Here is a 22,484-nt window from a genome sequence, read left to right on the forward strand (position 1 = left end):
ATAAGTTTTTAACTGCTTTACGTGACAGGAACCTAGAACCAAAACTTTGGTTTCCAATTCTAGAGAAGCTGATTTACCAAACCTGTCTTGATGCAATTCTGGCAAGAAAGCCTGAGTTGAAGAATTTTAACGTTGAAGTACACGAACGGCAAATTAAGGATTTTTCTCAATTCGATTCTCATCAACTAGATGCTGCTAGGGAACGTTTAAAACTACTTCATGTGCAGCGTTGGAAAAATCGCGAAAAGTTCTCAATTATTCAAGCTGAGTTACCAAGGTTAAATAAAGAAGTAAACAAAAAAAGGAAACATTTACCTATTCGTAAACTCCTGAATGACAAACAAAGGGGGATACCAAATCTGGTAAAAGCTTTAAAGCCTTGCTGGATGATGAGTCCGCTTTCCGTTAGTCAATATATTAATGCTGATGAGGTTCATTTTGATGTTCTCATTTTTGATGAAGCTTCTCAGCTGCGTACAGAGGATGTTGTGCCGTCGATTATTCGCGCTGATCAAGTAATTGTCATTGGGGATAGAAAACAACTTCCTCCCACGTCAGTTTTTGTAACGGGAGACAGCGAAGAAGATTTAGATGATGAGGATGATGCAAGCTATGAAAGCGTTTTGGATGAATGTTCAAATTTTATGTTTGGACGCACACTAAAATGGCATTATCGCAGTCAAGATGAACGCTTGATAGCTTTTTCTAATAAACATTTCTATGACTCTCAATTAGTCACATTTCCCAACCCAATTCAAAATCCAGATTTGGGAGTCTGGTTTAAGCATGTTCCCGATGGGGTATATGATCGCGGTGGGCGCACAGATAATCGCAAGGAGGCTGAAGTAGTTGCTCAGTTAGCATTAGAGCATTTTCAACGGGTTCGGGACCAATCTCTGGGTATTATTGCCTTTAGCGAAGCTCAAGCTGATGCTATTCAAGAGCAAATAGAGATTTTGGGGAAAGATAATCCCGATTTTGATGCATTTTGTAGCGATCGCTCACCTCACTATTTTCTCAAAGCACTGGAAAATGTCCAAGGTGATGAGCGTGATGCAATTATACTCAGTGTTGGCTATGGTCGTGATTCTCAAGGTAAGCTTCATCTCAACTTTGGCCCTATTAAAAACCCAGGTGGAGAACGACGGCTGAATGTGGCTATTACAAGAGCAAAAAGTAAAATTACATTGGTTTCTTCTATCTTAGCTGATGACATTGATTTAACACACAGCAAAAGCGAAGGTTTAAGATTACTGCGCGATTATCTAGAGTACGCAGCCAGTGGAGGGGAACGACTGGAAGGTAATTATTATACAGATAAGCTGAAATTTGACTCACCATTTGAAGAAGATGTTTACCACGCCTTAGTAGAACGGGGATACACCATTCGTAGCCAAGTCGGATGCTCAGGATACCGGATTGACCTAGCTGTAGTCAATAAAAATCGCCCTGGTGAGTTTTTATTGGGTATCGAGTGTGATGGTGCATCATACCACAGTTCACCGACCGCAAGAGATCGCGATCGCCTGAGACAACAGGTGCTCGAAAGGCTAGGTTGGAAAATTCACCGCATTTGGTCAACGGATTGGTTTCGTAACAAACCCGCTCAAGTGAAGCTCTTGATAGAAAAAATTGAACGGCTACAACAAATAAATCTTTATACCGAAAGACCGCGCTGATCAGAATTATCGCGTGATATTCGAGACTGATGGTAAGCGTGTCACTCAATTTCGATCAGGTAAACTGCCAGAAGTGGAATTTGTGGAAGGCTGCAGTTAATTTGGCGTTGCTCCCGAATGTGGGGTGATTCTGATATTTTTTGGAGATGGGGGCTTTAGGCGGAATTAACGCAGCATACAGCCTACTCCTCGTGGTAAAGTAACTAAGATAATTTGTTCTCTTTTTGAGATGGCTAGCCTACCGCATCCAATTCAGTATCAGGGTAGTAAGAGAAACCTTGCGCCCGACATTCTCAGATTTTTACCTAATAAGGTAGAGAGGTTGGTAGAGCCTTTTACAGGAACCGCAGCCATTAGTATCGCTGCTGCTTCTAAACACATTTCTCAAAAGTTTTGGCTTAATGATCTCAACAAGCCCCTGATTGAGCTATTGGAACTAATTGTAGAAAGACCACATGAAATTGTAGCTGCGTATGCCAATATATGGAATGAGCAGCATCATGATTCTGTCAGTCACTACTTTGAAGTTAGAGAGACATTTAATAGAACCAATGATCCAAAACTTCTTCTGTATTTATTGACTCGCTGCGTAAAAGGCGCTGTTCGGTATAACTCTGCGGGATTCTTCAATCAAAGTCCTGATAAGAGACGCAAGGGAACTCAACCTGTAAATATGAGGAAAAATATAGAAGGAGTTTCCGCTTTTTTAAAGGGTAAATGTAAATTTACATGGTTAGATTATAGAGAAGTTTTAGCCGAAGTAAAAAGTAGTGATTTTGTTTATCTAGACCCTCCCTATCAAGGTGTATGTGGAGAAACAGATTCGAGATATTTCTCAGGAATTGATTTTGATGATTTCGTTTTAGCTCTTGAACAATTAAATGGCAAGGAAGTAGCGTTTGCAATTAGTTATGATGGCAAACGAGGCAATAAAACCTTTGGCAATACATTACCTAAAGAGTTGGGACTCAAGAGGATTGAAATCGAAGTAGGGCGATCGTCACAAGCGACGCTACTCGGTAAAGAGGAAATGACAGTAGAGTCTTTGTATTTATCACCAAATTTACTGAGTGGACAATTTTCGGATCTAGAAACCTATATTAGCAAAGCACCGAAACAGCTTACCCTTTTGGAAAGGCATGGACAGTTCTCAACAGTTACCCAATGATTTCATCCAACTTTGTCAGTCAGTAACCGCGAAAAGACCAAAAGCTGTTATTGACCACATTCTACAATACGGTTTTATTACAACGGAAGACTTGAAGGCAAGGTACGGCTACAATCATCCTCCAAGAGCAGCTAGAGATGTTCGAGAACATGGAATTCCTCTAGAAACCTTTCGCGTAACAGGAAGTGATGGCAGAAAAATAGCTGCCTACAGATTTGGGGATGTTGACAAGGCCAGGTTTTCTAGGTTATCGGGTAGGACAGGCTTATCGAAACAGATTAAAGCCAAATTGATCAGGAAATATGGTTGTAAGTGCTTCATCTACTTAGAGCAAGTTGAGGAGCGTGAATTGCAGATTGATCATCGTGTTCCTTTTGAAGTTGATGGAGAGCCAGAGTTAGAGCCAGAAAGCTTTATGCTGCTTTGTGGATCTGCCAATCGGGCTAAGTCTTGGTCATGTGAGCATTGCGAAAATTGGAACAGCATAAAAGACAAATCTATTTGTAAGTCATGTTACTGGGCATATCCAGAGGATTACACGCATATTGCCATGCGACAAGTCAGAAGAATAGATATTATGTGGGAAGAAAAGGATGTTGAGATCTATGAAAGATTAAAACAACGAGCCGTCAGCCTGGAAAAAGAAATCCCTGAATTTATCAAGGAAATCATTGAACGAGAAATGCACCGAAACACTGACGGCTAAAACTTTGTTGACAAAATAATTATTAATTCATAATTAAAGACACTGTACAGAGCCACTCACTGAATTAAAAATTCCGTGGTCTTAAATCAGTGGAGAGTACTAGCTCGCACTGATTTAAATTATGAATTACCTTGACGCCGATCACAAATTCTAAAATCTAAAATTGCCAGTCAAGAATCAAAAAACCTGGACTCTTGAATCTTGACAAAATTAACAAGATGTATAATTGACACTCTCAGGTCTAAAGACACTGAGATTCTACAGACAGAGTAAAACTCTCGCTACGACCGTCAAACGCCGTCTACCTAGTCACTCTAAGTCAAGCTTAGGTTTCTAGCTACTTTTATTTTTTCCCATGCTTTGGTGAATCCATCACTAAGCCAAGACGCGGTACGCTCCGCAACAAGCCTTTATTTGCTCTTTCCTGTCATACTGCGCCAGGACTTAAACCTAACCGTTGTTTCATAGGAGCGGGGATTTCTCCGATACTAGGATGCTTCAACACGTAGATGTTTTTTGTTCTTACTCACGCTCTAATTTTAACACAAATACCACTGCGACTGAAGTCGCTCGTGCCGCTGACCACGAGCGGTCTGAAGACGCTGAGTTTCCCGCATCCCCCGTATTCCTATGAATTTAGCGTTAACTTTCTACTTCATCCACCGCCTTGGGAACCCCAGCCGTTAACACCTCATGGCCAGTAGCGGTAACTAACACATCATCTTCGATGCGAATCCCAATCCCCACCCAGCGCTGGTCAATCTCTGGCTGGTCTTCGGCTGGTTTGGTATCTGGTACAATATAAAGTCCTGGTTCTATGGTCAATACCTGTCCTGGTTGTAAAAGTTGCGGGTTGTCGCCGTGTTGGTAAACACCGACATCATGGACATCTAAGCCTAACCAATGGCTGGTACGGTGCATATAAAATGGCTTGTATTTTTCCTCTTCAATTAATTTGTCAATTTCACCTTTGAGGATGCCTAGCTCAACTAAGCCTTCGGTGAGGATACGCACTGCTGTATGATGAGGTTGGTGGAAAGAATTACCTGGTTGTACTTGAGCGATCGCCTGTTTCTGTGCTTCTAAAACAATCTCGTACAATATTTTCTGTTCTGGCGTAAATTTACCGCCGACGGGAAATGTCCGCGTAATATCAGAGTTGTAATAACCATAGGCACACCCAGCATCAATTAGCAGCAGTTCATTGTCCTGCATCTGTCGCCTATTCTCAATGTAGTGCAGTACGCAAGCATTCGCCCCAGAAGCTACAATTGAAGGATAGGCAGGCCCCATTGCACCCCGCAGACGAAAGATGTGTTCTATCTCCGCCTGGATTTCATACTCGTACCGTCCAGGAGTGCTAATTTTGAGGGCGTGATTGTGTGCTTCACAGGCGATCGCCACTGCTTGACGCATCAATTCTAACTCGGCTTGACTTTTTACCAATCTCATGCTGTGGAGAACATGTATAGTATCTTCAATCGCAATTGGGCCTGTACCACGTTTGGGATAGGTGCGGAGTAAATCTTGGTAATGACTGAGAATTTTGTCATTAAAACTGCGATCGCGTCCTAAGTGGTAGTAAATGCGATCGGCTTTTTCCAAATACTGCGGTAGTTTTTCATCTAACTCATTGATGGGGTAAGCAATATCTGCACCATAAATTTCCTTGGTTGCTTCTACCCCACAGCGATAACCAGTCCAAACTTCTTTTTCTCGATCTTTGGGTTGGACAAAGAGGATAAACTGATGTTCTGGATGATGGGGTGCTAATACAGCCACGGCTTGGGGTTCGTTAAAACCCGTCAAATAGAAAAAATCACTGTCTTGGCGATAAGTATATTCAACATCGTTATGCATCACTGCCATTGGCGCACTGCGAAAAATGGCAGTACCATTGCCAATTTTTGATATTAACTGCTGACGACGCTCCCGATATTCTAGTTGCATAGCTACTTTAGATTTCAAATTCTGGTGATATTTTAACCTTTCGTAACAAGATATTGGATGGCTAATGCCACTGATTACTGACAAAAACTCCGAAGGGTGGAATTTTTTGACCTACTCTGGGGGCACATATATTTTCCGCGTTTTTTGGAATCTTGACTTTTGACCCTTGTCTGCGACACGCTGGGCGATGACAAGCTCTCGCGTTAAAACTATGACAGTTGGGTAAGTCCTATTGTCTTTGACACTCCCCGACCATTAGGTACGGGGATTCTGTAATCTACGTCAGAATTTGCTCTTGCTGGCTTGCGCCAACTAGCGTAGTGATTCCGACTCCTACAGCGTTACTTCGGGATTGCCCATCCCTAGCAAGTCTTGCATCGCGGAGCGTGTCGGAGACAAGATTTAAAATGTTAATCGCTGCATTTTCATCCCTATGCAACTTGCATCCACAACTACAAACATGGGTGCGAGTTGATAGAGATTTTTTTACAATCACGCCACAATTTGAACACTTTTGTGATGTGTAATGTGGTTGCACGCTGAACACTAACTTACCAAATTTACCAGCAAAATACTCAATCCACTGCCTAAACAAATACCAGCTAGCGTCAGCAATTGACTTAGCTAAACAATGGTTTCTGAGTAAGTTACGCACTTGCAGGTTTTCATAGGCTACTAAGTCGTTAGACTTGCACACGTTACGCGCTATTCTCTTAGCGTGTTCATTCCGTTGCCTACTTATTCTCAAGTGCTTAGAGGCAAATATAGCTCTAGATTTTCTACGTCCTGAAGAACCTTTTTTCTTTTTGTAAATACGTCTTTGAGCATGTTTAATTGACTTTTCAGCCTTGATCAAAAACTTGGGATTAGATTCTTGATGTCCGTTAGAATCAGTGTAAAAACTCTCTAGCCCAACATCTAAACCGATTTCATTACCTGTCAGTGGTTGAATATCTGAAGCTTCAACATCAATACAAAACTGACAGTAATAGCCATCAGCACGACGCACCAATCTAACACGTTTAATTGATTTTACAGGGTAGGTTTGAATATCCCATTTGCCCAACAATTTCAACTCACCAATACCTTTTTTATCAGTAATGGTAATACGGCGCTTGATTGGATTTAGCTTCCAGCCTGATGTCTTGTACTCAACCGAGCGATTATCACGCTGGAATCTGGGATATCCCTTTTTACCTGATACTTTCTTTTTACAATTATCGTAAAACCTTGATATTGCTAACCATGCTCTTTCGGCTGAGGATTGTACTGCCATCGAGTTTAGGTTAGCGACAAATTTAAATTCGTTGCGTAGTTCCGTTGAATACTTGTTGAGTGCGAATCTATCAATTTTTGCTTCTCTTGGCGCGTCAATCCAATATCTCAAACATTTGTTTCTAATGAATTGAGTAGTTTTAATAGCTGATTCAATGGCTAAATATTGAAGTTTTTTAGCTTTAACTTTGTACTCTAGAACTAGCAACTTAATCACCCCCTTTGTTGTTTATGTTATATTTTGATTATACCATTCTTAAGTAGAAAACCGCAATAGGTTATTTCGGAAAATGGCAATTTTTACACCAGATGAGTATAGACACGAGGGAAACGCTATATCATTACTCAATTACCACTTTGTTTTTATCCATAAGCGTAGAAAAAAAGTTTTGGTTGGTGAAATAGCCGAACGATTGCAGCAAATCATTTGTGATGTTTGCAATGAGAACAGATGGCGAATTATTGCAATGGAAATCATGCCAGACCATGTACATTTATTCCTAAACGCAAAGCCGACAGACAACCCCTCTCAAATGATGAACAAAATCAAATGTTGGGCTAGCCACCACTTAAGAAAAGAGTTTCCAGAATTGCTCAAACTTCCGACACTGTGGACACCCAGCTATTTTGTATCGACGGCTGGCAATATCAGCACAGAATCAGTTAAACGATATATTGAACAACAGCGTGATTGAAAACATCACAGAGGCGTAAACGCCTGACTGCTGCTTTCATCCCTTGCCTGTTCGCGCAGCGTCTCCCCTTCTCCCAAAGGGAGAGGCTAACGCCAAGGGAGAAGTACGGAAGACAGCGCTGTGCCCCTGTTCCTCAAGGGTTTTCAGCCTGCCTTCCTTATAAAACCCAACATAATAAATATTTTATAACTGTTTAAAACCGACTTGAAAATATCTCACAAATCATTTACATGAATTACGCAGGTGTCACAGTCAACATATTTTTTAGGGTGCGTAAGATGTTGAAAATCACCAACTTATTAAATCTGACGCATCCTACTAATGTGCGAGTTGCATAAGTACTGATTTACCAGAGAATTATCTACATATACTGACATTTATCGACAGAAAGCTTACTCAAAAAAATAAAAAATATCGTAAATGTTATTCATTAACAGAAAGATATTCACCAGAAGAGTTAAAACTTTAATCACAACTAGTTATAAAAACACATCATGGCTGAAAATCAAAATCCCTTGGCTATCAATACAACAAGCTGGTATAACCAATCTCTGAATACAAGCACAAGCTTGAGTACCTCATTAACAGAAAATTACAATCCTTCTTCGTTGCAAGGGCGTAGCAGTTCTTCTGCTGAAGTACCAAGTATACCCTTGATTTCTCCATATTTACAGATACCATCAGTCGGATCAAACCCTAACCCGAATCCTTACTTAACTAGTGCGGCGATTGTTCCTGATTTCAACGGCGATGGTAAGACAGACAAAGTATGGGTTGATCAGACAACCGGTGAAGTTGTAGTGTGGCAAATGGATGGTACAACCGTTGCAGCCAAGGGTTCTCTAGGTCAAATTGACCTGACTTCCTGGACTTACAAAATTGCCGATTTTAACAGTGATGGTAAGACCGATTTCTTGTTACGTAATCAGAAAACCGGTGAAAATCAGATTTTGTTAATGGATGGCACAAGAATAGCCAATGCAGTTGCTTTAGACAACGTTGATATCGCATGGAGTCCCTTGATTGGGGATTTCAATGGCGATCGCAAGACTGATATCTTCTGGCGTAATAATACAACGGGTGAAAATGCCATTTGGCAGATGGATGGTACAACCGTTGTGAGTGCAACTGTGATTGACACTCTTGACACGAGCTGGACTGCTAACATGGTCGATTTTGATGGTAATGGTAAGACCGACATTTTCTGGCGTAGTACCACAGGTGAAAACAGCACTTGGTTTATGGATGGTACCCAAGTAACTCAAAGTTCGTTGCAATCACAAGATATAAACTGGAATTATAGCTTTGGAGATTTCAACGGCGACTTTAAGACTGACATCCTCTGGCGCAACACTCAAACGGGAGAAAATACCGTTTGGTCTACCAATTCTTTTTTCTCTAATAACATATTCTTCACTACAGGGACACTGACGACACTTGACTCCAACTGGACATCCAACATTGGGGATTTCAACGGCGATGGCAAGACAGACATCTTATGGCACAATAACGCCACAGGTGCAAATACTTCTTGGCTGATGAATGGCACAACAGTTACTACCGAAACTTTCCTCTCCTCTACTTCTACAAATGCTAAAGCATCGTTTGGTGATTACAACAACGATGGCAAAACTGATATCTACTGGCGCGATTATGCAACGGGATCAGACGAAATTTGGACAAGCAATGGAGATGGGACGATAGTAACTAAGACTCCTTTAGCAAGTACAGATCAGCTTTCTCCACTCGTTCTCGGAGAAGATGGTAATCCCACAATAGGAGCAGATGGTCAACCCGTCAGAAAATGGGTGACTGTCTAAGGGACTTCTAATTAAAAAAAATATCCAATTTGTAGGGTGCGTCACAATGCTGCTCGGTTAAGCTTAAATTTTCGCCCCTATATAGCCAATGCATTTAGATGCATTGGCTTTTGTTTTGACACTCTGCGGTCTGTTCGCCCTTGGCGTCTCCCCGAGTGAGAAGACACGCAGGTTCTTTAAGACTCGCTTAAAAGGGATAGTCAAATATCCCCCTAGACGCTCAAAACAATTACCAATAACACAGGTATTGCAATTGCGCAAAATTTTCTTTTTTTTGTTTTCCGAGTCCATCACAACGCCAGTTAGGTACGCTCCATGTTTTCCCATTACTTGTTTACCCAGAGTCGCAACTTGTGCTCTTGCGAGGTAAATTAGGGGTTACTCCTTACAAAACACTTCAACACGTAGATGGTTATTCCTACTCACAATTTGATTATATCATTTTCCACGCTTGTTAAAACCAACCGTGGCGTGTTTCCTCCACGCATCTATTGCCAAGTGGCTTCCACACGACCCGTGATGTTTTTGTGAACCGCCACATCCACAAAAGGATGTGGCTTGTAACTAGACCACAGGGATCTGTAAATTACTGAAATGAGAAAGCATTCAAAGCTTTTGCTTGCGGAAAACACCAAAATGAGAAAGCAATTAAAGCTTTTGAGAAAGCAATTAAAGCTTTTGCTTGCGGAAAACACTAAAATGAGAAAGCAATTAAAGCTTTTGAGAAAGCATTTCAGTATTTTGACTAAGACTAAAGCTGCGTTTCATTTGGTTTTTGTAAAGGTGGTTAAGGGTCAAGGTTCACAAATTTTGGGACTTCAATACCATAATTTACCTTGGAAAAGGCCTTTTCCAGTAACGTGTATGATATTAGCATCACTTGGAAGATGGAAATAATGGCTACCTACAATATTGAGTTAAAAGAAGGGATTTTACGGATTAATTTCGGCGAACCTGCCCAAAATGACCAGATTGTCAAGGATGCGGCTGCGCGGTTGGAAGAAATGGCGCAGTCGGGGGAATTGGTGGGAGGTCCGCTACTGAAGATTAATGGACCTGTTTCTATTCCTGTAGCTTTTGTGTTAGCACATAAACTTGCTCATATCTACGGAGCAGTTGCTTTTTTTGATCCTAAGTTAGGTAAATATGTGATTTCAATCACACATAATCCTGAGTATAAACTGGGAGACTTAATAGATTGATGTACTGTTATTAACCCTCAGTGATGACTGTGGCGCGGTTGTTGGTGGGGTTGTGTGGGGGTAAGGATGTGTCGTACTGATTTCCTTACCTTGTTCAAGGTCTATCTATGTATATAAGAGTTTATGATGACAAGTTCTGAAGTTGTTCTGCAGGTTGTTCAACAGGCGATCGCTACACTGGTTAAGTGGGTAGATCCAAATCATCAGCTAGTTTCTCACTTTCAGTCTGTTGAGGAATATCCAGCAGTTACTAAAGCAAAAAAAATTCTGGGTTGGACTCAAGACATGAGTGTTGGAACATTACACCTGCTATTTGACAAAGTGAAATTACCTGATGGAAAAGGACAAGATTCTAATAAGCAACATTACCAACCACTGATTGCAATAACAAACGAGAATCATGAGTATCCTACTATTCCTTACCCTCTAGATGTAGAACCTACAGAAAAACAACAGGAAGCTTTCCAAAAACAAATTAGAGATGAAGTCTTACCCTATCTCGGCGAAAACTGGCAAAATATTTCGCTGTTGATGTTAATTATAGAGAAATTTGGTTCATGTCTGAGCTTTGGTGAATCAGATGTAGCTTTGGTAGACATGGCTAGGGCTACAGCAGCAGTAGCAGCAGCTTTAGTTAATAACCCTACGGAAGAAATTAGTTTAATTGCTGGTGATTTATCTGGTATTCAAAAATTTATCTACACGATTTCTTCTGATGGTGCGCTGAAATCGCTAAGAGCAAGAAGTTTTTATTTAGAATTAGTTACAGAAGAAGTAGTACAGCAATTATTAGATAAACTCGATTTACCATTCACAAATGTAATTTATGCTGGTGGTGGTAATTTGTATATTTTATCAGCCGCAAATGAGGAAAATAAAAAAATTGTCACTCAGGTAAGACAACAGTTTAATCAATGGCTTTTGAAAGAATTTCAAGGTAAAATATTTCTGGCTTTAGACTGTTTAAAGTTTCCACTTACAGAAATCGCTAGTGCGACATTTGCTTGTCATTGGTCAAATGCAACCAAAAATCTAGCTGTATATAAATCTCGGAAATTTGCTGAACATCAGATTAGTGATGTTATCGCAACACGTAACAGTCATGAACCTTGTCGCGTTTGTCATCGTGACGATGTAGAACCAGAAGCATTAAAACCGCTTAATTTCAATGAGCCAGATTCGGTTTTGGCTTGTGAAATTTGTCGAAGGATGTTTGATTTAGGCAGTAATTTGTTTGGCGTGGAAGCAATTGTGCGCTCAAAAAGCGAAGACGTAGGAAGTAAATTACCTACACTGTCATTTAAATTTTCTGAGATTGGTGAGTCTCCTGCTGTCAATATTCATTATCATTTGTTCAAAACATGGAAACCTATAGTTCCAGATTCTGATTTAGTTCTATTAGTCAATGATTGGAATTTAGAACATTATCAGTTCAAGCATTTCCAAAATGTTTCTCCATTATTACTAGGTAACTATGGAAAGCAGAGTGAAGAAGATCAAGATAATGCAGAAGAATCTAAAGGCTTTATGCGTGCTGGTGAAATGGCAAAAAAAGCAAAAGGTGTTAACAGAGTTGGCTATTTGCGAATGGATGTTGACAAACTAGGACAAATATTTGCAAAAGGATTAGGTGAAAATCAAACTTTACCAAGACTGGCTGGACTTTCACGTCAAATGAGTTATTTTTTTAAGGTTTACCTCAACAGTTTGGCAAAAAAGCGTTATGATAATTTTATACAGCATCGAGAACTGGGAAATATTAAATTTTTCAACAATGCTCAATATTTAACTAAAGATAACCGGGATAAGTTACTATTTATTTACGCTGGTGGTGATGATTTATTCATTAGTGGCGCTTGGAATGAAATTGTAGAATTTGCCTTTGATGTTTACCAATGCTTCCGCGCTTACACAGGTAATAATCCAGATATTACGATATCAGGCGGGATTAGCATTGAGGATATTAAATTCCCGCTTTATCAAGCTGCGAAATCATCAGGTGAGGCTGAGGATAAAGCTAAAGACAATGGTAGAGATAGTTTAGGGCTATTTGGACAAGCCTTCAAGTGGAGTGAGTGGTTAGGAGCAGAAAATATTAATGTTTCAGATATTGAAATTTTCGATAATAAAATCAGAGAATATTTGGCAACAAATATAATGCTTGATTTATTTGGTATCTTCCCATTTGTGAAGAAACTACAAGAACAGCAGATTGAAATCAATTATACTCGCAGTTTTGTTAGGAATCTTTTAGATACTGCTCAAATGCAGGAGCAGAAGATTCAAGAAATTCAAAATAAACGCAAACAACAGCAATATCAAGGTGAAATTGATGATATTCGTTATTATTTACACTTACCTAAAATAGCCTATGCTTTAGGTAGATTACGTCCTAACATACTAAATAACGATGATTTTATTCCAATTCGGAAATCGTTAATTAGTCCTTACAATGCACGTTATTTTCAGGCTATTGCTACTTGGATTGAACTATTGAATCGTACTCAAACCAATGACACAACCAATCAAAAAAATAAACCCTAAACCAGAGCCTAAGTCTCTACCAGCTAAAGCAGTTGAAACACCACAAAAACGGTCGGAGGCACAAATGCAACTCACCGCTGACCAAAAGATGATTCAAACTATCAAGGCTTTAAAAGATGGAGAATTGCGAAACTATGAAATTCGCTGTTTGGTCGATCAAGCCAAAGAATTGGGAGAATATCTGCAAGAAATAGGATTAAAAACAAACCAAATTCGTAAATTTTTAGATGCAGTTAATCGTCTCAAAGTCAAACTGGCTCAAGACAAAGATGAAAGATTTTCGACTATTGAAACAGAGGTAGTTTTGCTTAAACCTAAATTAGCATATGCTACTGCCCGCAAAGATAATGAAAGAACAAATCCAGTTAAGCCATTAAATGATGTGCTTTCAGAGGCGATAGATAGAGTCAAAGACACACCTGATTTTTATCGGCTAGTAAATTTAATCGAATCTATCATTGCTTATCACAAAGCTGCTGAAACAAATAAGTTAAATAGGAATAATTAAATGCTCTCACAGAAACGATTACTTGGTAAATTCCGCATCGAAGGAATTCTTGTTGTAGAGACTGGGTTACATATTGGAGGTGGTGAAGGCAAAATGGATATCGGGGGATTAGATAAACCAGTAGCGCGTGACCCGATAACCCAATATCCTTATTTACCTGGTTCTTCTATAAAAGGAAAACTTCGCTCTCTTTTAGAACGAGTTCACAACAAGCCTTTAAATCGTGCTGGAAGTCGGGATACTTATCGTTATGAAAGTGATGATTTAGTTGATGGATATACCGAATTTAAAATCGATCAACAAAGAATTAGAATTTATTATGAAGGAGCGCGAACTTGTCCTATTAGTAGACTGTTTGGCTCAACAGGTGGTTCTAATTTTTGGGTAAAAACAACAGATGCAATAACCGAAAATTTAGACAGAGTTAAGCAAAATGACCAATACGTTACCGAAATATTTTCTGATGGAGTGGAATATAGCAAAATTGTCAGAGGTCGTAACTCTCCAGCAAAAATCATTGTACGAGATTGTCGCTTATGTGAAGACTCAGCTAAAAAACTAGAGCGAGTTGACACAGGTTTATACATGACCGAATGGAAATGGGAAAACGGTTTGGATCGGGTAACAGCAGCAGCAAATCCCCGTCAAATTGAACGAGTACCAGCAGGAGCAGAATTTGATTTTGAGCTAGTTTATACAGTGGAAGCGGTTCTTGCGTACTTAGCGTGCTAAATATGTTGAAAAATAAGCTTGAACTCCTTGCTGGGATAAGATGACAGCCATTATTTACTGCCTTTTAGGTCTGATGATTAAAATTTTGGCTATAAGCGCCTGTAAGCCTTGATTTTAAAACAAAGTTATCGACTGTAATTAAAAATTTAGCACGTTAAGTACGCAAGAACCCTACTTTTGCTCAGGGTAAAGCAAATTTACCTCTACCCTTACCCACATTAATGTTCCGCAGTTGGTTAGAACGCTGGAATCATTTTGCACCTGTCTATTTGGGAAGTGATGAATTAATTGCTTACCTTAGCAATGCTATTTTACTCAAAAATCACAAAATTCAAACGCGCAGTTGGCAATTACATAAAGGTTATGTCAATGGCTTTGTTGGCGATGTCACGCTACAAGTTTTGCACCGTGCAGATCCTTTATTGGCGAATGTGGCTCATTTGTTAGTTCAATATGCGCGGTTTGCTGGGACGGGGATGAAGACACGGTTAGGAATGGGTCAGACATTAATTCATTAATACATCAAGGAGATAATCATGAGAATAATTATTACATTTTTAGGAATTAAACCACAGAAAACTACTTATATTTTTGAAGGTAAAAATTATGATGGAGAAGTATTTGCAGAAGCTTTACATCAGTTTTGCAATTATGACTCTATGTTGGTTTGTGTCACAAGTGAGGCTAAAAAAACAACTTTTCCTATTTTAGAAAGACTAGAAGATGAGCGCATACAAGCAGTTGATATACCTATCGGTGAAACCAATGAACAAATGTGGGAAACTTTTAAAATAATTACTCAAAATGTAAATGAAAACGATCATGTAATATTTGATATTACTCATGGGTTACGTTCTTTACCATTTTTAGTATTTTTGTTTGCGGCATATCTTAAAGCAGCCAAAAATATTACCATTAAAGCTATTTACTATGGAGCATCGGAATTAAAGGCTTCCAATAATGGAATAGCGCCAGTCATTGATTTATCAGAATTTGTATCTATGATTGATTGGATTACAGCAACAGAACGTTTTGTAGAAATAGGAGATGGACAAGCACTGGCAAATTTACTCAAAACTGCTATCCCATCCAGCATTGAACTTCGAGACAATCCTGCTAGTAGACCATTAAGAAGTCAGTTAGAAAAAACTGCTAAAAGTATTGAAAATATTTCATTGGCTTTGAATGTAACTCGGCCAATTGAAACAATGCAATCAGCTACTAAGTTAGAAGAAATATTAAAACAAGCAGAGCCAAGCTTTGTTGAACGTGCTAAACCATTTTCATTATTGTCAAAAAGAGTTGTTAAAGAGTATGGACAATTTGCTCTGGAAGATCCAACTGACCAAGCAGCATTAGCTGAAAATTTATGGTTACAGTTACAAATGATTGAGTGGTACATTCAGCGAGATAGAGTTGTACAAGCAGTAACTCTAGCGCGTGAATGGTTAATTTCTATATTGGTATTGAAGTTTGATGAGCGAATGTTTGATAACAAAAATAGTCGAAAGTATGTGCAAGATGCTATAAATAATGCCCTTGAAAAGACTAAATCTTCACCGCATCCTATTACTCCTAGTCGTTGCGATGATAAATTTGCAGCTTTGCCACAAGCAAATGAATTTGTCAAAGTTTGGAGTCAAATGATTGAACTACGTAATGATATTGCACATGTAGGCATGAATCTTAACCCTCAACCCGCAGCAAAACTCAAGCAGAAGGCTGTATCACTTTACCCGCAATTGCAAAAACTTGGACAGGAACTACTACCAGAACGAGTATCTACTGAGTGAATATTTTTATAATCTAAGCACTGTTTAGCCACTACCAAAGAAAAGCGATCGCTCGCCACCATCTCCCTAAACTCAAGTATTATCCTTTTTTTATTTGCATCTACCCTTGGTTACTCGTGATTCTAAAATTCAGTCCATCAACATGGAAATCATCTGGTGATTACAGCACTTTTCAGGTATTTAGACCACACGCGGATATCTGTATTTCTTTGTTCCTTTGCGCCTTTGCGCCTTTGCGTGAGATATAAAAATGTGGTTCATTTACCTGAAAATCGCTGTAATATGTGAAAAAAAGAATATGTAACAGTGCGATCGCTCTTTCTATTCAACCCAAACAGCGTAAGTTACTAATTAGTATAGTATATGTTTTTGTATCTGAAAATAAGTTTACGATGGGCTACACCTACACTCCCCACCATCTCCCCACATCCAGTATGCTGAAACTATAACCCCTGTCATCTCACTCTGATTTGACTATGATCCTAGCTGCAAACCAACCCAAACAAAAACTCACCTTTGAGCAATTTTTAGAACAACTCCCAGATGAGGAGGGTCGCTATGAACTAGTGAACGGAGAAATTATGAGGATATTAGCCACCAGGAAGCATGATAATGTAGCCGAATTTCTTGGCGATTCCTTTAAAGCAGAAGTTAGACAATTCAATCTCAACTATAGAGTGTCTGGTCGAATAGTAATTAAGACAGTGACCCCAGAAGGTCGAGAACAGGGTCGTCAACCTGATGTGAGTGTAGTAGATAGAACAATTTGGGACACTAATTTGAGTGCTTACTCAGCGCTACACGAACCTCTGCAATTAGCGGTAGAGGTCGTATCCACAAACTGGGAAGATGATTACATCGACAAGCTGGATGAATATCAACGCCTGGGTATATGCGAATACTGGATTGTAGATTATTTAGCTATCGGTAGTCGCAATTATTTAGGTAATCCCAAAGTCCCAACAGTTTTTGTTTACCTACTTGATGAGCATGGAGTTTATCAATCCACTGCCTACCGAGGTACTGATAAGATTGTATCGCGGACTTTTCCCGAAATGCTGCTGACAGTTGACCAAATTTTGGCAGCATAGATATGGCAAACGTTTTTTATTTATACTTGCTTATATGCTCGCAGCCAATTTAAAGATCGTTTAGCACCTAGCTTTTTCTGCATATCTTCTTGGGAAGTATAAGGACGATTATTTGAAATTAGTTTTGCATATCCATCCTTAACGCCAGGAATTAAAGTCAGATTAGACTGCTTATCATTGATGAATTCCAAGAATTTTGAAATATCTTGAGGTTCTATAATTCTTTCATTTAACTTTGACTGTAAAATAACTTGTTCTATAGCTTTTTCTGCATCTGGTTGCTGGGCTGCAATTAGGAATACCCAAATTTGCTCTATAGGGATCTTCTACATCATGCTTTGCTTTCAAATGACATCCAGGTTCACCAGTAATCATTTATACTAATCAAGTATAAATTTATATACTCTACAATAAATGTTTGGGCAGGAAGACTTTGTTTGTGTGCAAGATGAATTGTGACTTCCACTCACGCAGACGATTAAGACAAAAAAAATCCCCCACCAAGTGGCGGGGGATTTTGATTACTCATCTACATAACTACTAGCCAGATCAACCGAACTTACCAGCAGTGGAGGCGATGAGGAAGGCGGCGTAGGTCAAGACATAGCCGACGGTGAAGTGAGCTAGACCAACTACACGAGCTTGAACGATGGACAGAGCAACGGGCTTATCTTTCCAGCGAACTAGGTTAGCTAGAGGAGTGCGTTCGTGTGCCCAAACCAGGGTTTCAATCAACTCTTGCCAGTATCCTCTCCAGGAGATGAGGAACATGAAGCCGGTCGCCCAAACTAGGTGTCCAAACAGGAACATCCAAGCCCAGACAGACAGGTTATTCACGCCGTAGGGGTTGTAACCGTTGATCAACTGAGCGGAGTTAGCCCAGAGGTAATCACGGAACCAGCCCATGAGGTAGGTGGAGTTTTCGTTGAACTGAGCAACGTTACCTTGCCAAATACCGAGGTGTTTCCAGTGCCAGTAGAATGTTAACCAACCTACTGTATTCAATGCCCAGAACAGAGACAGGTAGAAGGCGTCCCAAGCGGAGATATCGCAAGTACCGCCACGGCCTGGACCGTCGCAAGGGAAGGCGTAGCCGAAGTCCTTTTTATCGGGCATCAGCTTGGAACCACGAGCATCCAAAGCACCTTTGACCAAAATCAAGGTGGTGGTGTGCAGACCTAAGGCGATCGCATGGTGTACCAAGAAGTCGCCAGGGCCAATTGTTAAGAAGAGGGAGTTGGTGCCAGAGTTAATGGCTTCTAACCAGCCACTTAACCAAATGTTGCCGTAGTTGGGGTAGGCTGTGTAAGCGATGCTATCGGGGTTAGACAGCAAGGTGTCTAAGCCGTATAGTGTTTTACCACTAGCAGCTTGGATGAATTGAGCAAATACTGGCTCAATCAAGATTTGCTTTTCAGGAGTACCGAAAGCAACTACTACGTCGTTGTGGACGTACAAGCCAAGGGTGTGGAAGCCTAAGAAGAGAGATACCCAGCTGAGGTGGGAGATAATCGCTTCTTTGTGCTGTAGCACACGGTCGAGTACGTTACCTTTGTTTTGTTCGGGGTCGTAGTCACGAACCCAGAAGATAGCCCCGTGGGCGAAAGCACCAACCATCAAGAAGATGGCGATGTATTGGTGGTGGGTGTACAGTGCTGCCTGGGTGGTGTAATCCTTAGCGATGAACGCATAGGATGGCAGAGAGTACATGTGTTGCGCTACCAATGAGGTGACGACACCTAATGCAGCTAAGTGCCAACCCAACTGGAAATGCAGGGAGTTGTTGTAGGTGTCATAAATGCCTTGGTGAGGCAGGTTGAATGGACCTTCAACAGGTTTGCCAAAGAAGGTTTTGGCATTCATCATTTCTTTGATGCTGTGACCAATACCGAAATTGGTACGGTACATGTGACCAGCAACAATGAACAGGACGGCGATCGCCAGGTGGTGGTGAGCTATATCAGTCAACCACAGGGCTTCTGTCTGAGGATGGAAGCCACCTAAGAAGGTGAGAATCGCTGTACCCGCACCGGTGGAAGTCCCAAATAAATGTCCAGCAGTGTCTGGGTTTTGAGCGTAAACACCCCAGTTACCTGTAAAGAAGGGTGTCAAGCCTGCTGGGTGAGGAGCGGTGGTCAAGAAGTTGTCCCAACCTACGTGCTGTCCGCGAGCTTCGGGGATAGCAACGTGAATTAAGTGACCAGCCCAAGCCAGAGAGCTAACGCCAAACAAACCTGCTAAGTGGTGGTTTAGGCGAGATTCAGCATTCTTGAACCAAGCCAGACTAGGACGGTACTTGGGTTGTAAATGTAGCCAACCAGCAAACAATAACACAGATGCGAATAACAACAGGAATACTGAACCGGTGTACAGTTCACTGTTTGTCCGCATACCGATGGTGTACCACCAGTGGTAGACACCAGAGTAAGCAATGTTTACCGGACCGTTAGCACCAGCTTGGGTAAATGCTTCGATCGCAGGTTGACCGAAGTGGGGGTCCCAAATCGCATGGGCAATGGGGCGAACATGCAGGGGATCTTTGATCCACTCTTCAAAGTTACCTTGCCAGGCTACGTGAAACAGGAGGCTGGAAGCCCACAGGAAGATGATTGCCAAGTGACCGAAGTGGGTGGCGAAAATCTTTTGGTAAAGACTTTCTTCCGTCATGCCATCGTGGCTTTCAAAGTCGTTTCCTGTAGCTATCGCATACCATATCCGACGAGTACTCGGATCCTGTGCGAGATCCTGGCTAAATTTTGGAAATTTCGTTGCCATAGGTTTTGATAATTCCTCTGACCTTTAGCCATTAGCTAATGGAGTTACGAGTTAGGAGTTAAGAGTTAGGAGTTAAATACTCATCACTCTTGACCCATAACTCTCGCTCCCTACCCTACTGAAAGGATGTGTGCGTGGAAGAATGCCCAGGTGGTGGCTATTCCTCCTAAGAGGTAGTGTGCCACACCTACAGCCCGACCTTGAGTGATGCTCAGAGCGCGAGGCTGGATTGCTGGTGCTACTTTTAGTTTATTATGTGCCCAAACAATCGACTCAATTAGTTCTTGCCAGTAGCCGCGACCACTGAACAGGAACATTAAGCTGAATGCCCAAACAAAGTGAGCGCCTAAGAAAAGCAGTCCGTAGGCAGACAGCGCACTTCCGTAGGAGTTGATTACTTGTGAAGCTTGTGCCCACAAGTAGTCACGCAACCAGCCGTTGATGGTGATGGCACTTTGGGCAAAGTTATCACCCGTGATGTGAGACACTACACCATCTGAGTCTACTGTTCCCCAAACATCCGATTGCATTTTCCAACTGAAGTGGAAAATCACAATAGATAGGGAGTTATACATCCAGAAAAGTCCGAGGAACACATGGTCCCAACCAGACACTTGACATGTGCCGCCACGACCTGGACCGTCGCAAGGGAAGCGGAAGCCCAAGTTTGCTTTGTCTGGAATCAGACGAGAACTGCGGGCAAACAGCACACCCTTGAGCAGAATCAAGACTGTGACGTGAATTGTGAAGGCGTGGATGTGGTGAACCAGGAAGTCAGCTGTACCCAAAGGAATACCTGCTGCTGCCACTTTACCGCCAATAGCCAGAACACCGCCGCCAAATACATAGCTCACAGGTTCGAGGGCATTAGGTGCGGTTGTACCAGGTGCCAAGTGGTGCAGGTTTTGTACCCACTGAGCAAACACTGGCTGCAACTGAATACCTGTATCGGAGAACAGGTCTTGGGGACGACCCAATGCACGCATTGTGTCGTTGTGGATGTACAGTCCAAAGCTATGGAAGCCTAGGAAAATAGACACCCAGTTTAGGTGAGAGATAATCGCATCCCGGTGACGAATTACTCGATCCAGGACGTTGTTTTGGTTAACAACAGGATCATAGTCCCGCACCATGAAGATGGCAGCATGAGCAGCGCCACCAACGATTAGGAAGCCGCCAATCCAAATATGGTGAGTGAATATGCACAATTGGGTAGCATAGTCAGTTGCCAAGTAAGGATAGGGGGGCATCGCGTACATGTGATGCGCGATGATGATGGTCAACGAACCCAAGAAGGCAAGGTTAGTTGCCAATTGAGCGTGCCAAGATGTGGTCAGGTTTTCATAAAGACCTTTGTGACCTTCACCAGTGAAGGGGCCTTTATGATTCTCGAGGATTTCTTTAATGCTGTGACCGATACCCCAGTTGGTACGGTACTGGTGACCAGCAATGATGAAGATAACAGCGATCGCCAGGTGGTGATGGGAAATGTCTGTCATCCACAACCCGCCTGTTACGGGGTTTAGACCTCCCTTGAAGGTGAGGAAGTCAGAATATACACCCCAGTTCAGCGTGAAGAATGGTGCTAAACCTTGGGCAAAGCTGGGATACAGATCTGTCAACAAGGATGAGTTCAGGATGAACTCGTGGGGTAGGGGTATATCTTTGACGGCTACCCCTGCATCCAATAGCTTGTTGATTGGTGCGGACACGTGAATTAAGTGACCAGCCCACCCCAAGGAACCACAACCTAGCAATATTTGCAAGTGGTGATTCAGCATCGACTCCACATTCTGGAACCATTCCAGTTTGGGAGCGCGCTTGTGGTAGTGGAACCAACCAGCGAACAGGAACAAGCCTGCTAATACCAAGCCACCAATGGCTGTGACGTATAGCTGGAATGAACTGGTAATACCCCAGCCCCGCCATACTTGGAATAAGCCAGAGGTGATTTGAATGCCGTGGAAGCCACCGCCGACATCAGCATTCAATATGTCTTGCCCAAAGATAGGCCAAACCACTTGGGCACTAGGCTTGACGTTCAGCGGATCGCTTAACCAAGCTTCGTAGTTGGAAAACTTCGCGCCGTGGAACAAAGCCCCGCTCAACCAGATCGCTACTACGGCTAGGTGGCCGAAGTGTGCAGCGAATATCTTGCGGGATATTTCTTCTAAATCGCTCGTGTGCGTATCAAAATCGTGGGCGAGAGCGTGGAGGTTCCAAATCCATGTGGTGGTTTTGGGACCTTTGGCTAAGGATCTGTCGAAGTGTCCGGGTTGTCCCCATCTCTCAAACGAGGTAGGAACGGGATCGTTATCGACTATGACTCTTGCCTTTTTCTCCTCTCGCTCCGGAGGACTAATCGTCATTCGACCTCCTCTCTAGATAAGGAATGAGGAATCATGGAACCACAAAGTTATCCTTAGTCGCATCCTCCAGGATTTGACTGGGGCAGCGATCAAGACCCGATGTGGAAGTTTGTTTCTGTTGAATTATAGGGTCTTAACTTGTACCTTCTTCGACATATGTTAACAATAATTCAAACT

Annotated in this window: 17 protein-coding genes; 13 read left to right on the top strand and 4 right to left on the bottom strand. The window is 41.6% G+C overall.

The genetic code is table 11. The annotated features are described in order from the left end of the window. The first annotated feature begins 221 nt into the window (after window positions 1-221). From HEQ19_26380 to HEQ19_26390, 3 genes are all read left to right on the top strand, one after another. On the top strand, window positions 222-1,679 hold the full coding sequence (locus HEQ19_26380; GenBank protein ID WYM02476.2) for an AAA domain-containing protein: 1,458 nt from the start codon (window positions 222-224) through the stop codon (window positions 1,677-1,679). 229 nt (window positions 1,680-1,908) lie between these two features. Continuing rightward, complete coding sequence (locus HEQ19_26385) at window positions 1,909-2,847, top strand: DNA adenine methylase (GenBank protein WYM02477.1); 939 nt, start codon at window positions 1,909-1,911, stop codon at window positions 2,845-2,847. Then, window positions 2,819-3,553 (top strand): HNH endonuclease, encoded by a 735-nt coding sequence (locus HEQ19_26390; protein ID WYM02478.1) that lies wholly within the window; start codon window positions 2,819-2,821, stop codon window positions 3,551-3,553. Before HEQ19_26385 ends, HEQ19_26390 begins: the two co-directional genes overlap by 29 nt. A 642-nt stretch (window positions 3,554-4,195) precedes the next feature. On the opposite strand, the gene HEQ19_26395 is transcribed toward HEQ19_26390, so the two are convergent. Both HEQ19_26395 and HEQ19_26400 read right to left on the bottom strand, forming a co-directional pair. Next, window positions 4,196-5,503, bottom strand: a complete 1,308-nt coding sequence (locus tag HEQ19_26395; GenBank protein ID WYM02479.1) for an aminopeptidase P N-terminal domain-containing protein — start codon at window positions 5,501-5,503, stop codon at window positions 4,196-4,198. A 277-nt stretch (window positions 5,504-5,780) separates the two neighbouring features. Beyond that, the gene (locus HEQ19_26400) at window positions 5,781-6,986 is read right to left on the bottom strand and encodes a transposase (protein ID WYM02480.1); all 1,206 of its coding nucleotides are present in this window, start codon (window positions 6,984-6,986) and stop codon (window positions 5,781-5,783) included. Window positions 6,987-7,068: 82 nt separating this feature from the next. Between HEQ19_26400 and tnpA the strand changes: the two genes are divergently transcribed. The 10 genes from tnpA to HEQ19_26450 all read left to right on the top strand — a co-directional run bounded on the left by tnpA (window position 7,069) and on the right by HEQ19_26450 (window position 17,163). After that, entirely contained in the window at window positions 7,069-7,473 is a 405-nt protein-coding gene (gene tnpA / locus HEQ19_26405) for an IS200/IS605 family transposase (protein ID WYM02481.1), read from the top strand. A 494-nt stretch (window positions 7,474-7,967) separates the two neighbouring features. Further along, a complete protein-coding gene (locus HEQ19_26410) occupies window positions 7,968-9,293 on the top strand; it encodes a VCBS repeat-containing protein (protein ID WYM02482.1) in 1,326 nt (441 codons plus the stop codon). 636 nt (window positions 9,294-9,929) lie between these two features. After that, window positions 9,930-10,190: a hypothetical protein gene (locus HEQ19_26415; protein WYM02483.1), complete on the top strand. Its 261-nt coding sequence runs from the start codon at window positions 9,930-9,932 to the stop codon at window positions 10,188-10,190. Beyond that, window positions 10,190-10,495: a CRISPR-associated protein Csx3 gene (locus HEQ19_26420; protein ID WYM02484.1), complete on the top strand. Its 306-nt coding sequence runs from the start codon at window positions 10,190-10,192 to the stop codon at window positions 10,493-10,495. Before HEQ19_26415 ends, HEQ19_26420 begins: the two co-directional genes overlap by 1 nt. A gap of 123 nt (window positions 10,496-10,618) precedes the next feature. Continuing rightward, complete coding sequence (cas10, locus tag HEQ19_26425) at window positions 10,619-13,039, top strand: type III-A CRISPR-associated protein Cas10/Csm1 (GenBank protein WYM02485.1); 2,421 nt, start codon at window positions 10,619-10,621, stop codon at window positions 13,037-13,039. Further along, window positions 13,008-13,547: a type III-A CRISPR-associated protein Csm2 gene (gene csm2 / locus HEQ19_26430; protein ID WYM03640.2), complete on the top strand. Its 540-nt coding sequence runs from the start codon at window positions 13,008-13,010 to the stop codon at window positions 13,545-13,547. The genes cas10 and csm2 overlap by 32 nt, the downstream gene beginning before the upstream one ends. Further along, entirely contained in the window at window positions 13,548-14,279 is a 732-nt protein-coding gene (csm3, locus tag HEQ19_26435) for a type III-A CRISPR-associated RAMP protein Csm3 (protein ID WYM02486.1), read from the top strand. It begins immediately after the preceding gene. Between the two features lie 221 nt (window positions 14,280-14,500). Then, window positions 14,501-14,797 carry a CRISPR system precrRNA processing endoribonuclease RAMP protein Cas6 gene (cas6, locus tag HEQ19_26440; GenBank protein ID WZI67029.1) on the top strand — a complete coding sequence of 99 codons (297 nt, stop codon included), beginning with the start codon at window positions 14,501-14,503 and terminating at the stop codon, window positions 14,795-14,797. Window positions 14,798-14,815: 18 nt separating this feature from the next. Further along, entirely contained in the window at window positions 14,816-16,072 is a 1,257-nt protein-coding gene (csx2, locus tag HEQ19_26445; GenBank protein ID WYM02487.1) for a TIGR02221 family CRISPR-associated protein, read from the top strand. A gap of 476 nt (window positions 16,073-16,548) precedes the next feature. Continuing rightward, entirely contained in the window at window positions 16,549-17,163 is a 615-nt protein-coding gene (locus HEQ19_26450; GenBank protein ID WYM02488.1) for a Uma2 family endonuclease, read from the top strand. 549 nt (window positions 17,164-17,712) lie between these two features. Here HEQ19_26450 and psaB read toward each other — a convergent pair. Both psaB and psaA read right to left on the bottom strand, forming a co-directional pair. Continuing rightward, a complete protein-coding gene (gene psaB, locus HEQ19_26455) occupies window positions 17,713-19,938 on the bottom strand; it encodes a photosystem I core protein PsaB (GenBank protein ID WYM02489.1) in 2,226 nt (741 codons plus the stop codon). A gap of 110 nt (window positions 19,939-20,048) precedes the next feature. Further along, window positions 20,049-22,307 carry a photosystem I core protein PsaA gene (gene psaA, locus HEQ19_26460; protein WYM02490.1) on the bottom strand — a complete coding sequence of 753 codons (2,259 nt, stop codon included), beginning with the start codon at window positions 22,305-22,307 and terminating at the stop codon, window positions 20,049-20,051. Window positions 22,308-22,484: the final 177 nt, after the last annotated feature.

Origin of the sequence: Gloeotrichia echinulata CP02 (assembly GCA_038087035.1) — a bacterium.
Taxonomy (GTDB): domain Bacteria; phylum Cyanobacteriota; class Cyanobacteriia; order Cyanobacteriales; family Nostocaceae; genus Gloeotrichia; species Gloeotrichia echinulata.

What these genes read in the sequence shown, in the direction of transcription:
- HEQ19_26385 (WYM02477.1), top strand. Translation starts at nt 1,909, where the DNA reads ATGGCTAGCCTACCGCATCCAATTCAGTATCAGGGTAGTAAGAGAAAC.
- HEQ19_26390 (WYM02478.1), top strand. Translation starts at nt 2,819, where the DNA reads ATGGACAGTTCTCAACAGTTACCCAATGATTTCATCCAACTTTGTCAG.
- HEQ19_26395 (WYM02479.1), bottom strand. Translation starts at nt 5,503, where the DNA reads ATGCAACTAGAATATCGGGAGCGTCGTCAGCAGTTAATATCAAAAATT.
- tnpA (WYM02481.1), top strand. Translation starts at nt 7,069, where the DNA reads ATGGCAATTTTTACACCAGATGAGTATAGACACGAGGGAAACGCTATA.
- HEQ19_26410 (WYM02482.1), top strand. Translation starts at nt 7,968, where the DNA reads ATGGCTGAAAATCAAAATCCCTTGGCTATCAATACAACAAGCTGGTAT.
- HEQ19_26415 (WYM02483.1), top strand. Translation starts at nt 9,930, where the DNA reads ATGAGAAAGCAATTAAAGCTTTTGAGAAAGCAATTAAAGCTTTTGCTT.
- HEQ19_26420 (WYM02484.1), top strand. Translation starts at nt 10,190, where the DNA reads ATGGCTACCTACAATATTGAGTTAAAAGAAGGGATTTTACGGATTAAT.
- cas10 (WYM02485.1), top strand. Translation starts at nt 10,619, where the DNA reads ATGATGACAAGTTCTGAAGTTGTTCTGCAGGTTGTTCAACAGGCGATC.
- csm2 (WYM03640.2), top strand. Translation starts at nt 13,008, where the DNA reads ATGACACAACCAATCAAAAAAATAAACCCTAAACCAGAGCCTAAGTCT.
- csm3 (WYM02486.1), top strand. Translation starts at nt 13,548, where the DNA reads ATGCTCTCACAGAAACGATTACTTGGTAAATTCCGCATCGAAGGAATT.
- cas6 (WZI67029.1), top strand. Translation starts at nt 14,501, where the DNA reads ATGTTCCGCAGTTGGTTAGAACGCTGGAATCATTTTGCACCTGTCTAT.
- csx2 (WYM02487.1), top strand. Translation starts at nt 14,816, where the DNA reads ATGAGAATAATTATTACATTTTTAGGAATTAAACCACAGAAAACTACT.
- HEQ19_26450 (WYM02488.1), top strand. Translation starts at nt 16,549, where the DNA reads ATGATCCTAGCTGCAAACCAACCCAAACAAAAACTCACCTTTGAGCAA.
- psaB (WYM02489.1), bottom strand. Translation starts at nt 19,938, where the DNA reads ATGGCAACGAAATTTCCAAAATTTAGCCAGGATCTCGCACAGGATCCG.
- psaA (WYM02490.1), bottom strand. Translation starts at nt 22,307, where the DNA reads ATGACGATTAGTCCTCCGGAGCGAGAGGAGAAAAAGGCAAGAGTCATA.